The following is a 14196-nucleotide window of genomic DNA, read 5'->3' as shown; positions in this document are numbered from 1 at the left end:
GGGCACCGGTGCGGGTGCGCTCACTGGTGGGCGTCGTAGTACGCCTTCTGCACGTCCTGGTGGATGCGGCCGCGGTCGGAGACCGGGTGGCCGTTCTCCCGGGCCCACTGCCGGATGGCGGCGGTGTCCGGGTTGGACCTGCCGGTGGGGCGGGCGCCGCCGGAGCGCGCCTGCTTCGGGGACTGCTTGCTCTGGGCCCGCCGGGCCTTGGCGATGAAGGGCCGCACGGCGTCGCGCAGCTTCGCGGCGTTCTCCTCGGAGAGATCGATCTCGTACTGGGTCCCGTCCAGCCCGAAGCGGACGGTCTCCTCGGCCGGTCCGCCGTCGAGGTCGTCCTCGAGAATGATCTTCACGGTCTGTGCCATGGCTGAAACTCTCCTCCGCCTTTCGGCGTTCGTCCTGCTGAGGTCGCGCCGGTCCGGCGCGACCTGAACTGCTGCTGATTCCCCCGTGCCGGGACGGAAGACCCGGATCATGAATTCCGACCGGCACCGGGAACTCCTGTTCCCGGTGCTGTCGACTTTATCCTACAATTTCGTGGAACAATTCGTCAGCACGAAAAAGGGGATAAGTTCCGGTGGGATTCCCGGGGAAACTCGGGGGTTGAAACCCCTTCACCGATCCGAATTCATCGGAAAGGCCGCGGGCGGCGGGGACGGGCAGCGCCGGGTCAGCGGCGCGTGCCGCGCCCGCGGCGCGGCCGGTGGCCGAAGGGCACGTCGGCGCCGTCGCGCTCCCGGATCTGCTCGTACCAGCGCTGCGCGTCCTCCTGGGAGCGGGACTCGGCGGCGCGCTCGGTGCGGTCGCCGCGGAAGATCGACCGGAGGATCAGCCAGAAGATGATGCCGATGCTGATGGACGGCAGCAGGACGACGATGTATTCCATGGGGTGATTCTCCCGGGACGGTCTGGACGGAGGCTGAGGGCCCGCGGACGGGCTCAGTCCTGCTCCGGCTTCATGAGGGGGAACAGGATGGTCTCCCGGATCCCGAGGTCGGTGAACAGCATGATCAGCCGGTCCAGGCCCAGGCCCAGCCCGCCCATGGGCGGGGCGCCGTGCTCGAGGGCGCGCAGGAAGTCCTCGTCCAGGCGCATGGCCTCGTCGTCACCGGCGGCGGCGCGGCGGGACTGCTCGGTGAGCCGCTCCCGCTGGACCACCGGGTCGATCAGCTCGGAGAAGGCGGTGCCGCGCTCCATCCCGCCGATGATCAGGTCCCAGGCCTCGATCAGCCCGTGCTCGGAGCGGTGCTGACGGGCCAGCGGCTGCGCGGAGGGCGGGTAGTCGCACACGAAGGTCGGCTGGATCAGGGTGGGCTCCACGATCTCCCCGAACAGCTCGAGCACGTGCTTCTCCGCGTCCCAGGCCGGGTCCACCGCGACCTCGTGCTCCTCGGCGACCCGGCGGAGCTCCGCCACGGGCGTCTGCGGGGTGATCGTGCGGCCGACGGCCTCGGACAGCGCGGGGTACACCGAGAGCCAGCGCCACGGTCCGCGCAGGTCGATCGTGCCCCGGTCCGTCTCGATCGTGTCCATGCCCAGGGCGTCGGCGCACGCGAGGATGATCTCCCGGATCCGCTCGGCCATCGTGAACTGGTCGGCGTAGGCCTCGTAGGCCTCCAGGGTGGTGAACTCCGGGCTGTGCGAGGAGTCGACGCCCTCGTTGCGGAAGACCCGGCCGATCTCGAAGACCCGCTCGATCCCGCCCACCACGGCGCGCTTGAGGTAGAGCTCCGTGGCGATGCGCAGGGTCATGTCCTGGTCGAAGGCGTTCAGGTGGGTCTCGAAGGGCCGGGCGCTCGCCCCGCCGTGCACCAGCTGCAGGATGGGCGTCTCGATCTCCACGTAGCCGCGCTCGACCAGGACGTTGCGCACCGTCTGGATGATCCGCGCCCGCTTCACCACGACGTCGCGGGCCTCGGGCCGGACGATGAGGTCCAGGTAGCGCCGGCGCACCCGGGTCTCGTCGTTGAGCTCGTTGTGCAGCGTGGGCAGCGGCCGCAGGGCCTTCGAGGCCATGGACCACGCGTCGGCCATGACGGACAGCTCGCCGCGGCGGGAGGCCACGACCTCGCCGTGGACGGCCACGAAGTCGCCGAGGTCCACGAGCTGCTTCCACTCGGCCAGGGACTCCTCGCCCACCTTCGCGAGGGAGAGCATGACCTGCAGGCGGGTGCCGTCCCCCTCCTGGAGGGTCGCGAAGCACAGCTTGCCGGTGTTGCGCACGAACACCACGCGCCCGGCCACGCCCACGAACTGCCCGGTCTCCTCGCCGGGCTCCAGGTCGCCGTGGGCCTCACGGACCTGCGCGAGGGTGTGCGTGCGCTCCACGCCCACGGGGTAGGCCTCCCGGCCGGACTCGAGCAGCCGGGCGCGCTTGGCGAGCCGGAACTGCATCTGCTCCGAGAGCTCGGCCTGCTCGGCGGCCTGGTCCTGGACGGTCGGGGTGGTGTTCTGCGCGTTGGTCACAGTGGTCCAGGATATCGCGGGGGTCAAATCCCTCCCCCGGGGCCCGGGGACGCCCGGGCGGCGGAGCTCAGAGGGCCAGGTTGTCGATCAGCCGCGTGCTGCCCACGTGCGCCGCGACGAGGGCGAGGGCCCCGGGGGCGGGCGCCGCGGGCGCCAGCGTGCGGGGGTCGACGACGACGAGGTAGTCGAGCCGGACCTGGTCCTCGGCCTCGATCCGGGCGCGGGCGGCGTCGAGGTCCAGCTCCCCGGCCGCGAGCGCCCGCAGGGTGGCCGGGAGCACGAGCGCCGCGTGCCGCTGGCCGGCGTCGAGGTAGCGGTTGCGCGAGGACAGGGCCAGGCCGTCGGCGTCGCGCACGATGGGCACCGGGCGGACGGTGACCGGCAGGTCGAAGTCGGCGACCATCCGGCGCACCAGCAGCAGCTGCTGGGCGTCCTTCTCCCCGAAGTAGGCGCGGAAGGGGCCCGGTCCGGGCGGGGCGGTGATGTTGAGCAGCTTGTTGACCACCGTCAGCGCGCCGTCGAAGTGGCCCGGCCGGCTGGCGCCGTCGAGCACGGCCCCCAGCGGGCCCGCGGTGACGCGCACCAGCGGCTCGCCGTCGGGGTACATCTGCTCCACGGTGGGGGCGAACACGAGGTCGGCCCCGCACCGGGCGAGCAGCTCGAGGTCGGCCTCGAGGGTGCGCGGATAGCGCTCGAGGTCCTCGTCCGGGCCGAACTGGAGCGGGTTGACGAAGACCGAGACCGCGACCACGGCGTTCTCCTCCCGCGCGAGGCGCACCAGGTGGGCGTGCCCCTCGTGCAGCGCCCCCATGGTGGGCACCAGCCCCAGCGACGCCTCGCCGGGCGCCGCGGCGAGGCGCTCGGCGAGGGCGGCGCGGAACTCCCCGATGCCCCGGCAGACGCGGGGGGTGGTGGAGGTGATCACGGGGTGTCCTTTCCGTCGGTGAGGTCGAGGGCCGCCAGCACGGCGTCGTAGCGGGGGCGGTCGAGCAGGCCGCGGTCCAGGGCACGGCGGGCGGTGACGCGGGCGAGGTCCAGGTAGGCCAGCAGGACGTCGTCGCCCTGGTGCCCGTGGGCGTACTCGTCCAGGGCCCCGCGGTGGGCGGCCACGGTGCCCGCGTCCCCGCGGGCGACGGGGCCGGTCAGCGCCGACTCCCCGGAGGCCAGGGCGTTGTCGAGGGTCGCGCGCAGCAGGGGCCCGAGCATCCGGTCCGGGTGCTCCACGCCGATGTCGCGCAGCACCTGCATCGACTGCCCGGCGACGGTCATCAGGTGGTTGGCGCCGTGGGCGAGGGCGGCGTGGTAGAGCGGGCGGTCGGCCTCGGCCACGACCACCGGCTCGGCCCCCATCTCCACCACGAGCGCCTGGGCGATGGGCAGCACCGGCGCCGGGGCGGTGATCCCGAACGAACAGTCGCTCAGCCGGGCGAGGTCCAGGCTCAGGCCCGTGAAGGTCATCGCCGGGTGGACGGCCAGCGGGATGGCCCCCAGCCGGCGGGCGGGGTCGAGGACGCCGGTGCCCCAGCGGCCGGCGGTGTGCACCACGAGCTGCCCGGCCTGCCACAGCTGCGCGTCGGCGAGGCCCTGCACGAGACCGGGCAGCTCGTCGTCGGGCACGGCGAGCAGCACGAGCTCGGCCCGGTCCAGGACGGCGGGCACGTCCAGGACGGGCACGTCCGGGAGGAGGGCCTCGGCCCGGTCCCGGCTGGCCTCGGAGACCGCGTTGACCCCGACCACGGCGTGCCCGGCCGCGCGCAGCGCCGCGCCGAGGACGGCGCCCACCCTGCCGGCGCTGACGATCCCCACCCCGAGGCGTCCGGGGCGGTCCGAGGGACGGGTCATGCTCTCTCCTGCAGGGGGGTTCGGGGGTGGCGCGGGGCGTCGGCCAGTCTACGGGCGCCGGCGGCGTGCGCCGCCTGGGCGGCCGCCAGGGCCCGGGCATCCCCGGTGTCGAGGTGGGCCACGGCCACGGTCACCGGCCCGGGGGTCGAGTGCAGGTGGACGTCCGCCAGCCCCAGGGCGCGCTCGAGCGGGCCCTGGGTCACGGCCACGGACTGGGTCTTCTCGTGCGGCAGGACGTCGGTGCGGCGGCTCAGCCGGCCCGAGCGGACGGCGAGCACGTCCTCCGTCGCGGCGAAGCCGGTGCGGCGGTGCACCAGCGGGTCGAGCCACCGCGCCCGGGGCGGGGAGGTGGTGTAGCGGCCCTGCGCGCCGAGGCCGTGCAGGCCCTCCCCGAGCAGGGCCGTGAGGTCCCCGTCCCGGGCGCCGGGCAGGGCCAGGTGCAGGACCGTGCGCACCTCCGGCAGGGTGCCGACCGGCAGCAGGGTGGAGCGCATGGCGTCGCTCTCCCCCGCGGCGGGCCCGTAGCCGGCCACGTTGACCCGGATCCGGTACCAGCCGAAGGGCCGCCACAGCAGCGGCTGGTCCACCCCCACCGCCTGGATCCGCCCGGCGGGGACCGTCTGGGAGCGGACGCTGAACAGCCCGTAGCGCACGCGCATGCCCTCGGGGATGCGCAGCAGCCGGAAGCGGTAGCCCTGCTCGAAGCGGCGGTAGGCCACCGCGCCGAAGCTGACCAGCCCGGGCAGCCAGGCCGCGAGCACCGCCGGACCGGCCACGGGGTCGAGCACGAGCGCAACCGGGGCGGCGAGCAGCAGCGCGGCCAGGACCACGGCGGAGCCGGAGGCCAGCACGGAGCCGAGCAGCCGGGGCACGGGCACCGTGAGCACCGGGCGCTCCTCGTCGCCGGTGGCCGCCCACGGTGCGGGACGCCGCACGGGCGCCCCCGGCAGGCCGCCCGGACCGGCCGGGGAGTCCGGGCCGGCGGGGCCTCCCGGTCCGGCGCCGGCCAGCCCGAGCCGGCCCAGCAGCTCGCCGCGCAGCGCGCGGGCCCGGTCGTGCGTGAGGTAGGACAGGGACACCGCGGACTGCCCGGCGTCGGCCACCTCGAACTTCAGCTCGGCCAGGCCCAGCACGCGGGGCAGGAAGGGCCGGTGGATGTCGATGGCCTGCACCCGGTCCAGGCGGGCCTGGCGCTCCTGGCGGAAGAGCACCCCGGAGCGCACCCGCACGTGCTCGGGCGTCACCTGGTAGCGGGTGAACCACCACGCGACGAGCACGACGGCGCCCGCCACCAGCAGCACGAGCAGCACGATCCCGGCCAGGACCCACCAGAACACGGCGTCCACCCGGCCGGGGTCGAAGTCCTGCGCCGGGGAGTCCCGGCCGCCGAGATAGCCGCGCACGAAGTCGTCGAGCACGATGTTGACGAAGCCGCCCGCGAGCACCAGGATCGCCAGCCACCCCTTGACCACCGGGGTCAGCGGGTGGACGCGGTGCCACGGATCGGCCGGTGCGGGCGCCGGAGCGGGGCCGGGGGCGGCGCTCACAGGCCCGCCAGGAGGGCCTCGCCGCGTGCGGTGAGCCGCTCGCGCAGCCGCGAGGCCTCGGCGTGCTCGACCCCCGGGATCTCGGCGTGGCTGCCGACGGCCGCGGTGTGCAGCTTCACAGTGGCCAGCCCGAAGCTGCGCTGCAGCGGCGAGACCGACACGTCCACGTACTGCATCCGGCCGTAGGGGATGACGGTGACCCGCTGGTAGAGCAGCCCGCGGCGCACGAGCAGGTCCTCCCCGCGCTCGGCGTAGCCGATCGCCCGCACCCGCCGGGGGGCCAGGAGGACGGAGAGCACTCCCACCACCAGGACCGCCGCGGGCGGCAGCAGCAGCCAGCCGAGCGGGGCCCCGGACCAGATGCCCGTGCCGGCCAGCACCGCGGGCCACCCCACCACCGCGAGCCAGAACACGGTCCCCGCCAGCCCGGACAGCACGGTCACCGTGACGTGCCGGGGGGAGACCCGGGTCCACACGAGCCCGTCCGGGTCGATCGCCCGGTTGCTCAGCGGGACCCGGTCACCGGGCGTCCCGGCCGCGGGGCCGCGCACGGGGCCGTTCGCGGATCTCTCGGGCATAACCACCTTCTCCCTCGGGGAGCTCCTTCTGCCGTCCCCTACCGTACTCGGCGTCCTCCTCGGCCTCGGGGTCGTGCGGCGGGAGCTTGCAGAAGCCCTCCACGATCCAGCCGACGACGACCAGGCCCAGCCCCGCCGCGGCGTGGGTCAGGCACGCCCACAGCGGCCCCTGCTCGGAGCGCACCGACAGCAGGGCCAGCTGGTCGACGGCGATGGCGGCGTGCCAGCCGGTGAGCACGGCCCCCGCCCAGGCCCCCGCCTGCGCGCCGGCGGCGGTGCGGGCGGCCACCAGGGGGTCGAAGCGCTCCGGGTGCGCGCCCTCCTGGTAGCGCTTGACCCGCAGGCCGAGCACGAGCAGGGCCACGGCGGCGGCCGCGACGGCCGCGAGCGAGACCCACGGCAGGATCAGCAGCGGCCCGCCCGCCCCCGTGGAGAGCCGGTTGGCGGTCCAGCCGAGGGCTCCGGCGGCGGCGGCGCACAGCAGCAGGGCCGGGACGGTGAGCACGTGCACGGCGCGGCCTCCTCAGTCCCGGTCCTCGCCGCCGGGCCCGGCGGGCAGCAGCGGCACGGTGTCCGGGCCCAGACCGCCGAGGTCCGCGGCCTCGCGGGCCAGGTCGGCCACCCGGCGCCCCTCGAGGGTCGCGGCGGGGTCCATCAGCGCCCAGGGCACCAGCACGAACGCCCGCGTGGCGGCGCGCAGGTGCGGGACGGTCAGCTCCGGCTCGTCGAGGCGCAGCTCGCCGTAGACGACGATGTCGATGTCCAGGGTCCGGGGTCCCCAGCGCTGGGTCCGGGTGCGGTGGTGGAGCTGCTCGATCTCCTGGCAGGCCCGGAGCAGGCCGAAGGGGCTCAGGTCCGTGTCCACCTCGACCACCGCGTTGAGGTAGTCGCCCTGGTCCGGCGGGCCTCCGACCGGCTTGGAGCGCACCACGGGCGAGGCCCGGGTCAGGGTGATCCGGGGGTGGGCGGCGAGGTCGAGGGCGGCCCGGCGCAGGGTGTCCTCCCGGTCGCCGAGGTTGGCGCCGAGGGCGAGGACGGCCCGGGTTCCCACGTCAGCGCTCCCGGTAGATCGTCACGGACACGTCGGAGAAGGTGACCTCGATGGGCGCCTTGGGCTTGTGCACCGTGACCTCCACCGCCTCGAGGGGGAACCGCTCGAGCAGCCGCCGGGCGATGCGGTCGGCGAGGGTCTCCAGCAGGTTCACGCTCGGGCCGATCACGATGTCCCGGACCTCCTCGGCGACCTCGCCGTAGTGGGCGGTCAGGGCGACGTCGTCCTCGGCCCCGGCCCGGGAGAGGTCCAGGTACATCACCAGGTCCACGAAGAACGGCTGCCCGCTGCGCTTCTCCTGGTCCAGGACCCCGTGGTAGCCCACGGCGCCGATGCCCAGCAGGTTGATCCGGTCCCGGCGGTCGGGCACGCGCGGCGGAGCCGCCGGCACGTGCTGGCGGCCGGCCCGGTCCCCGGCGCGCAGGCGCCCGCCGTCGGCCTCCTCGCGCGGCAGGCGGCTCATCGGGCCCCTCCCCCGGCCGCGGCCGCCCGGGCGGCACCGGGGCGCAGGACCGCCGGCTCGGTGCCGAGCCACGCGTGCGCGACGGCCACGGCGTCGGCGCTGGCGCGGACGTCGTGCACCCGCACGGCCCACGCGCCCGCGTGGGCCGCGAGGGCGCCGACCGCCGCGGTCGCGGCGTCGCGCCCGGCCGCGGGCCGTGCGGTGCCGTCCGTCTCGAGCAGCGCGCCGAGGAAGCGCTTGCGGGAGGCGCCCACCAGGACCCGGTGGCCCGTGGCGGTGAAGCGCGGCAGGGCGCGCAGCAGCGCCCAGTTCTGGGCCCCGCGCTTGGCGAAGCCGAGCCCGGGGTCCAGCACGATCCGCTCGGGGGCCAGGCCGGCGCCGACCAGCCGGTCCCGCAGGGTCTCCAGCTCGGCCAGGACGTCGTCGACGACGTCGTCGTAGTCGGCCAGCCCGTCCATGGTCGCCGGCGTGCCCCGGGCGTGCGTGAGCACGTACGGCGCCTGCCGCTCGGCGACGAGCTCGACCATCTCCGGGGTCACGGACAGTCCGGAGACGTCGTTGACGAGGTGCGCCCCGGCGTCGAGCACCGCCGCGGCCGTGGCGGCGTGGAGGGTGTCGACGCTGAGCACCGCCCCCGCCGCGGCGAGGGCCTCCACCACGGGCAGGATCCGGCGCTGCTCCTCGGCGGGGGTGATCCGCTCCGAGCCCGGGCGGGTGGACTCCCCGCCGACGTCGAGGACGTCGGCGCCCTCGGCGAGCAGCCGCAGCCCGTGGGCGATCGCGGCCTCGTGCCCGGCGTGCTCCCCGCCGTCGCTGAAGGAGTCGGGGGTCACGTTGAGGACGCCCATGACCAGGGTCCGGCCGGTGGGCAGGTCCTCGAAGGAGCCCCAGCCGAGGGGCCCGTACGCGGTGCGGGTCGTCGTGGTCACCGGCTCAGCGCCCCAGGATGAGGCTCATGGCCTCGGCGCGGGTGGCGGTCTCGCGCAGCTGGCCGCGCACGGCCGAGGTCACGGTCTTCGCCCCGGGCTTGCGCACCCCGCGCATCGACATGCACAGGTGCTCGCACTCGACCACCACGATCACGCCGGCGGGCTTCAGGTGCTCCACGATCGCCTCGACGATCTGCGTGGTGAGCCGCTCCTGCACCTGCGGGCGGCGGGCGAAGAGGTCCACCAGCCGGGCCAGCTTGCTCAGCCCGGTGACCATGCCGTCGTGGCCGGGGATGTAGCCCACGTGCGCGTGGCCGTGGAACGGCACGAGGTGGTGCTCGCACGTGGAGTAGAACGGGATGTCCTTGACCAGGACCATCTCCGAGTGACCGATGTCGAAGGTCGTCCCGAGGATCTCGGCGGGGTCCTGGTGCAGGCCCGCGAACATCTCCGCGTAGGCTCGGGCCACCCGCCCCGGGGTGCCCTGCAGGCCGTCCCGGTCGGGGTCCTCGCCGATCGCGAGCAGCAGCTCCCGCACGGCCGCGGCCACGCGGGGCTGGTCGACCGCCCCGGCCCCGGCCTCGAGCGCGGGGGCGGGGTCGGGGTAGGGCGGCTCGAAGGCCTCCGCGGCCAGGTCGTGCGTGTGCGTGTGCGTGCGGGCCTCGTGGGGCAACGCGCCCTCCTTCGGGATCTGCCTGGTCTGCCGGACGCGACGGGGATGGGCGGACGCGACCGGCTGTCGCTCCATCCTAGGCCCGGCTCAGTCCGTGCCGGCGCCCGGGGCGGTCCCCGCGGCGCTCGAGGACCCGGCGCCCTCCCCCGACGGCACGGAGTGGCCGCGCTCGGGGACCTCCAGGGGGTGCTCCGGCTTCGCGGCGGCCGCCTGGTCCTGGGGCGCCAGCGTCGCGGGGTCCTGGGCGTGGATCCGCCGGGCCTCCTCGCGCTCGGCCTGGGTGACCACCGGCGGGTCCTCCGAGAGCGGGCGGGTGTCCTTGGACAGCCACACCGGGCGCAGGTCCCGCTTGCGGATGTCGTGGAAGATCTCCGCGACCTGCGCCTCGTTCAGCGTCTCCTTCTCGAGCAGCTCCAGGGCGAGGCGGTCGAGCACGGGGCGGTTGTCCATCAGGATCTGGTGGGCCTCGTCGTGGGCCTGGTCGAGCAGCGCCCGCACCTCCTCGTCCACGATGGCGGCGGTGTGCTCGGAGTACTCCCGGCCCCCGCCGGCGGCGTCGCGGCCCAGGAACGGCTCGGAGCTGTCCCCGCCCAGCTTGATGGAGCCCACCCGGGCGCTCATCCCGTACTGGGTGACCATCTTGCGCGCGGTGTCGGTGGCCTTCTGGATGTCGTTGGAGGCGCCGGTGGAGGGGTCCCGGAACACGATCTCCTCGGCGGCCCGCCCGCCCATGGCGTAGGCCATCTGGTCGAGCAGCTCGTTGCGGGTGGTCGAGTACTTGTCGTCCAGGGGCATGACCATGGTGTAGCCCAGGGCGCGGCCCCGGGGCAGGATCGTGATCTTGGTGACCGGGTCCGTGTTGCGCAGGGCCGCGGCCACGAGCGCGTGCCCGCCCTCGTGGTAGGCGGTGACCTTGCGCTCGAGCTCCTTCATGATCCGGCTGCGCTTCTGCGGACCGGCGATGACGCGGTCGATCGCCTCGTCCACGGCGCGGTCGTCGATGAGCTGGGCGTGGGACCGGGCGGTGAGCAGCGCCGCCTCGTTCATCACGTTGGCGAGCTCGGCGCCCGTGAAGCCCGGGGTGCGCTTGGCCACGCCGGCGAGGTCCACGTTGTCCGCCAGCGGCTTGCCCTGGGCGTGCACCCGCAGGATCTGCAGGCGGCCCTTCATGTCGGGGGCCTCCACGCCGATCTGCCGGTCGAAGCGGCCCGGGCGCAGCAGCGCCGGGTCGAGGACGTCCGGGCGGTTGGTGGCGGCGATGAGGATGACGTTGGTGGTGGCGTCGAAGCCGTCCATCTCGACCAGGAGCTGGTTGAGGGTCTGCTCCCGCTCGTCGTTGCCGCCGCCCATGCCGGCGCCGCGCTGGCGGCCCACGGCGTCGATCTCGTCCACGAAGATGATCGCGGGGGCGTTCTCCTTCGCCTGCTGGAACAGATCGCGGACGCGGGAGGCGCCCACGCCCACGAACATCTCCACGAAGTCGGAGCCGGAGATGGAGAAGAAGGGCACTCCGGCCTCCCCGGCCACCGCACGGGCGAGCAGGGTCTTGCCGGTGCCGGGCGGGCCGTAGAGCAGCACGCCCTTGGGGACCTTGGCGCCGAGGGCGGTGAAGCGGTCGCGCTCCACCAGGAACTGCTTGATCTCGTCGAGCTCCTGGACGGCCTCGTCCGCCCCGGCGACGTCGGCGAAGGTCACCGTGGGGTTGTCCTTGTCGAACATCTTGGCCCGGGAGCGGCCGAAGCGCATCACCTGCGAGCCGCCGCCCTGCATCCGGGAGAAGACGAACCAGAAGATGGCCAGGATGATCAGGAACGGCAGGAGGAAGCCGAGCAGGCTGGTGAACCAGTTGGACTCGACCGGCTGGTCGGTGAAGCCCTGGAGGTCGGCCGCGTTCATCGCGTCGACGACCTCCTCGCCGCGCGGGGTGACGTAGTAGAACTCGACGTTGCGCCCCAGGTCACGGCCGTCGAGGCTGAGGTCCTCCTCGAGCTGGAGCTCGACCTTCTGCTGGCCGTCGTAGATCTTGGCCTCGGAGGCCTGCCCGTCGCGCAGCAGCTTCAGCCCGACGTTGGTGTCCACGCGGTTGCCGGCGCCGGTCGTGAGGGAGCCCACGACGGGGAAGAGGACCAGAACGGCCAGAAGGACCCAGAACCAGGGTCCTCTGAAGAAGTTGTTGGGTTTTTTCGCCGTGGCCAAGCCGCTGATCCTCCCGTGGATGGTTGTCCGGGCCCCTCGAGCCGGGGCCCGCCCAGGGCCGGGGGTCCAGGGGACGCAGACCTTCAATGTACAGCCCGGACGGCGGGTCTCCCCCGGAACGGGCCGGGAGTTCCCTGTCAGCGGACAGCCGGCTCGGACGCGGGCGGGCGGGAGTGCCCGGCGGACGTCCGCCGGGCACTCCGGTCACGCGTAGACGTGCGGGGCGAGCGTGGCGATGCAGTCGAGGTTGCGGTACTTCTCGTCGTAGTCCAGCCCGTAGCCCACCACGAACTCGTTGGGGATGTCCCAGCCGACGTACTTCACGTCGATGGAGGTCTTCGCGGCCTCCGGCTTGCGCAGCAGCGCGCAGACCTCCACGGAGGCGGCGCGGCGGGACTCCAGGTTCGCGCGCAGCCAGGACAGGGTCAGCCCCGAGTCGATGATGTCCTCGACGATCAGGACGTCGCGCCCGGAGAGGTCGGTGTCGAGGTCCTTGAGGATGCGGACCACGCCGGAGGACTTGGTGCCCGAGCCGTAGGAGGACACCGCCATCCAGTCCATGGGGTACTGGCCCTGGAGCGCCCGGCACAGGTCGGCCATGACCATGACCGCGCCCTTGAGCACGCCCACGAGCAGCACGTCCCGCCCCTGGTAGTCGGCGTCGACGGCCGCCGCCAGTTCGGCGATCTTCGCCTCGATCTCTTCCTTGCTGAACAGGACCTCGGTGAGGTCCCCCTGGACGTCCTCAGCCTTCACGGCGCTCCTCGTGTGATGCGTCAATAGGATGCGGGCCGGCGGCGCCCGCCCCGGCCGCGGTGCGCGGGCGGAGCAGCTCCAGGTGTCCCGGACCACGGGTGCCTGCCGGCGGGCGGCGGCGCCACACGGACACCTTACCCGCCATCTGCACGGGCCCCGCGGCCCCGTGCTCCTCGGCGAAGGCGTCGAGGGCGCCGAGGCGCTCGTGGGCGGGGGTCTCCCCGCCGGCGGCCACCACGGCCGCGGACAGGGCGCGGCGCCGCAGCGCGGGGTGGGCCGCCCGCAGGGTCGCCAGGTCCAGGGCCAGCGCGCCCGGCAGCTCCGGGGCGGCGGCGCGGGCCCGCTCGAGCAGCTCCCGCGCGGCGCCGTCGAGGTAGTCGGCGTCCGGGCCCAGGATCGCCGCGGAGCGGGCCAGGGCGCGGGCGAGGCCGGGCCCGAGCTCCTGCTCCAGCAGGGGGAGCACCCGGTGGCGGACCCGGGAGCGCATCAGGGAGGTGTCCCGGTTCGTGGGGTCGTGCCAGGGCTCGAGCTGCTCGGCCGCGCAGATCCGCCGGGCCTGCTCGCGGGAGAGGTCGAGGAAGGGCCGGAGGTAGGTCACGCCGTCGAGCTCGCGCGCCGGGGGCATCCCGGCGAGGGAGCGGGTGCCGGAGCCGCGGGCGAGGCCCAGCAGCACGGACTCGGCCTGGTCGTCGAGGGTGTGCCCGAGCAGCACGGCGTCCGCGCCCGTGCGCGCCACGACCTCCGCGATCCCCGCGTAGCGGGCGGTGCGGGCGGCCATCTCCGGCCCGCCGCCGCCCGGGTGCACGGTCACGGCGGTGACGACGACGGGGGCCAGCCCCAGGTCCTCGAGGGTGCGCGCGGTGCGCTCGGCCACCGCGGCGGACCCCTCCTGGAGGCGGTGGTCCACCACCACCCCGCCCACGCGCAGCGTGCCGCGGCGGGCGAAGTGGGCCGCCACGGCGGCCAGGGCGAGGGAGTCGGGCCCGCCGCTGCAGGCGACCAGCACGAGCGGCGGCTCCTGCCGGGGGCGGGGGACGTGCTCCCGGACGGCGGCGAGCACACGGCGGCGCCCCGCGGCGACGTCCGGGGACAGTCGGCCGCGGCGGGCGAACTGGGTCACCGGCGGGCGTCCTCGCGGGCGCTCGCGGCCTGCTGGTTCTGGGCCTCCCGCACGGCCAGGCGCACGACCTTGGCCAGGGTCGGGGCGGTGTCGCCCAGCAGGTCGAGGGCGGCCTCCAGCTCCCGCTGCGGGACCACGTGGGCCAGGGCGGCCACGGCGTTGGTCTCGCTGTGGATGCCGGCCTGGATCTGCGTGGTCGACAGCACCGGCTGCGAGGCCTCCACCGCGGAGAGCGTCTCCTCGATGTCCGGGGTGCCGATGCGCTGCTCCAGCATCACGAGGCGCTCGTAGACCGCGGGGTTGCCGATCTTGATCCGGCGGCCGCTGTTGAGCTGTGACAGCATGGGGGCGGAGAGGCCCAGGACCTCGGCCAGGCGCCGTTGGGTGATGCCGTAGGCCTGCACCACGGTGTTGAAGCGCTCCGACAGGGGCTGGCCGTACAGCTTGACCTGCTGTTCGATATTCTCTGTGCTCACGTAAAAATACTGTCACACAAAGGTGATCCTCACCTACCGCGTGTCGGCCTGTGACCGCCGCCGGCACGCCGGTCCGTGCACCCCGAAAACTCGATGAAA

The 14196-nt window shown here is 74.5% G+C and carries 16 protein-coding genes; all 16 read right to left on the bottom strand.

Annotation, left to right across the window (positions count from 1 at the left end; translation table 11 throughout):
• Nucleotides 1–20: 20 nt before the first annotated feature.
• Nucleotides 21–365: a histone-like nucleoid-structuring protein Lsr2 gene (locus AYX06_RS14300; protein WP_062736338.1), complete on the bottom strand. Its 345-nt coding sequence runs from the start codon at nt 363–365 to the stop codon at nt 21–23.
• Nucleotides 366–670: 305 nt separating this feature from the next.
• A complete protein-coding gene (locus AYX06_RS14295) occupies nt 671–886 on the bottom strand; it encodes a hypothetical protein (RefSeq protein WP_062736337.1) in 216 nt (71 codons plus the stop codon).
• A 53-nt stretch (nt 887–939) separates the two neighbouring features.
• Entirely contained in the window at nt 940–2466 is a 1527-nt protein-coding gene (gene lysS, locus AYX06_RS14290) for a lysine--tRNA ligase (RefSeq protein ID WP_062736336.1), read from the bottom strand.
• Between the two features lie 67 nt (nt 2467–2533).
• A complete protein-coding gene (gene panC, locus AYX06_RS14285) occupies nt 2534–3388 on the bottom strand; it encodes a pantoate--beta-alanine ligase (protein WP_062737099.1) in 855 nt (284 codons plus the stop codon).
• On the bottom strand, nt 3388–4308 hold the full coding sequence (locus AYX06_RS14280; protein ID WP_062736335.1) for a Rossmann-like and DUF2520 domain-containing protein: 921 nt from the start codon (nt 4306–4308) through the stop codon (nt 3388–3390). The genes panC and AYX06_RS14280 overlap by 1 nt, the downstream gene beginning before the upstream one ends.
• Complete coding sequence (locus tag AYX06_RS14275) at nt 4305–5855, bottom strand: PH domain-containing protein (RefSeq protein ID WP_062736334.1); 1551 nt, start codon at nt 5853–5855, stop codon at nt 4305–4307. Before AYX06_RS14275 ends, AYX06_RS14280 begins: the two co-directional genes overlap by 4 nt.
• Entirely contained in the window at nt 5852–6364 is a 513-nt protein-coding gene (locus tag AYX06_RS14270) for a PH domain-containing protein (RefSeq protein WP_062737098.1), read from the bottom strand. Before AYX06_RS14270 ends, AYX06_RS14275 begins: the two co-directional genes overlap by 4 nt.
• Before the next feature lie 10 nt (nt 6365–6374).
• On the bottom strand, nt 6375–6944 hold the full coding sequence (locus AYX06_RS14265; RefSeq protein ID WP_062736333.1) for a DUF3180 domain-containing protein: 570 nt from the start codon (nt 6942–6944) through the stop codon (nt 6375–6377).
• A gap of 12 nt (nt 6945–6956) precedes the next feature.
• Nucleotides 6957–7484, bottom strand: coding sequence for a 2-amino-4-hydroxy-6-hydroxymethyldihydropteridine diphosphokinase (folK, locus tag AYX06_RS14260; RefSeq protein ID WP_062736332.1), 528 nt, complete (start codon nt 7482–7484; stop codon nt 6957–6959).
• A gap of 1 nt (nt 7485) precedes the next feature.
• Nucleotides 7486–7947, bottom strand: coding sequence for a dihydroneopterin aldolase (folB, locus tag AYX06_RS14255; RefSeq protein ID WP_084271645.1), 462 nt, complete (start codon nt 7945–7947; stop codon nt 7486–7488).
• Nucleotides 7944–8876 carry a dihydropteroate synthase gene (gene folP, locus AYX06_RS14250; protein ID WP_062736331.1) on the bottom strand — a complete coding sequence of 311 codons (933 nt, stop codon included), beginning with the start codon at nt 8874–8876 and terminating at the stop codon, nt 7944–7946. The genes folB and folP overlap by 4 nt, the downstream gene beginning before the upstream one ends.
• 4 nt (nt 8877–8880) lie before the next feature.
• Nucleotides 8881–9624, bottom strand: coding sequence for a GTP cyclohydrolase I FolE (gene folE / locus AYX06_RS14245; protein WP_147017518.1), 744 nt, complete (start codon nt 9622–9624; stop codon nt 8881–8883).
• Between the two features lie 12 nt (nt 9625–9636).
• Entirely contained in the window at nt 9637–11745 is a 2109-nt protein-coding gene (gene ftsH, locus AYX06_RS14240; RefSeq protein WP_062736330.1) for an ATP-dependent zinc metalloprotease FtsH, read from the bottom strand.
• A 204-nt stretch (nt 11746–11949) separates the two neighbouring features.
• Nucleotides 11950–12501, bottom strand: a complete 552-nt coding sequence (gene hpt, locus AYX06_RS14235) for a hypoxanthine phosphoribosyltransferase (protein WP_047804729.1) — start codon at nt 12499–12501, stop codon at nt 11950–11952.
• A complete protein-coding gene (gene tilS, locus AYX06_RS14230; RefSeq protein ID WP_062736329.1) occupies nt 12491–13621 on the bottom strand; it encodes a tRNA lysidine(34) synthetase TilS in 1131 nt (376 codons plus the stop codon). The genes hpt and tilS overlap by 11 nt, the downstream gene beginning before the upstream one ends.
• The gene (locus AYX06_RS14225) at nt 13618–14097 is read right to left on the bottom strand and encodes a hypothetical protein (protein ID WP_062736328.1); all 480 of its coding nucleotides are present in this window, start codon (nt 14095–14097) and stop codon (nt 13618–13620) included. The genes tilS and AYX06_RS14225 overlap by 4 nt, the downstream gene beginning before the upstream one ends.
• Between the last annotated feature and the right edge of the window lie 99 nt (nt 14098–14196).

The sequence above is a fragment of the Kocuria turfanensis genome, from assembly GCF_001580365.1.
Classification (GTDB): domain Bacteria; phylum Actinomycetota; class Actinomycetes; order Actinomycetales; family Micrococcaceae; genus Kocuria; species Kocuria turfanensis.
Note: the sequence above shows the minus strand (reverse complement) of the source record. Positions and strands in the feature narration are given on the sequence as shown.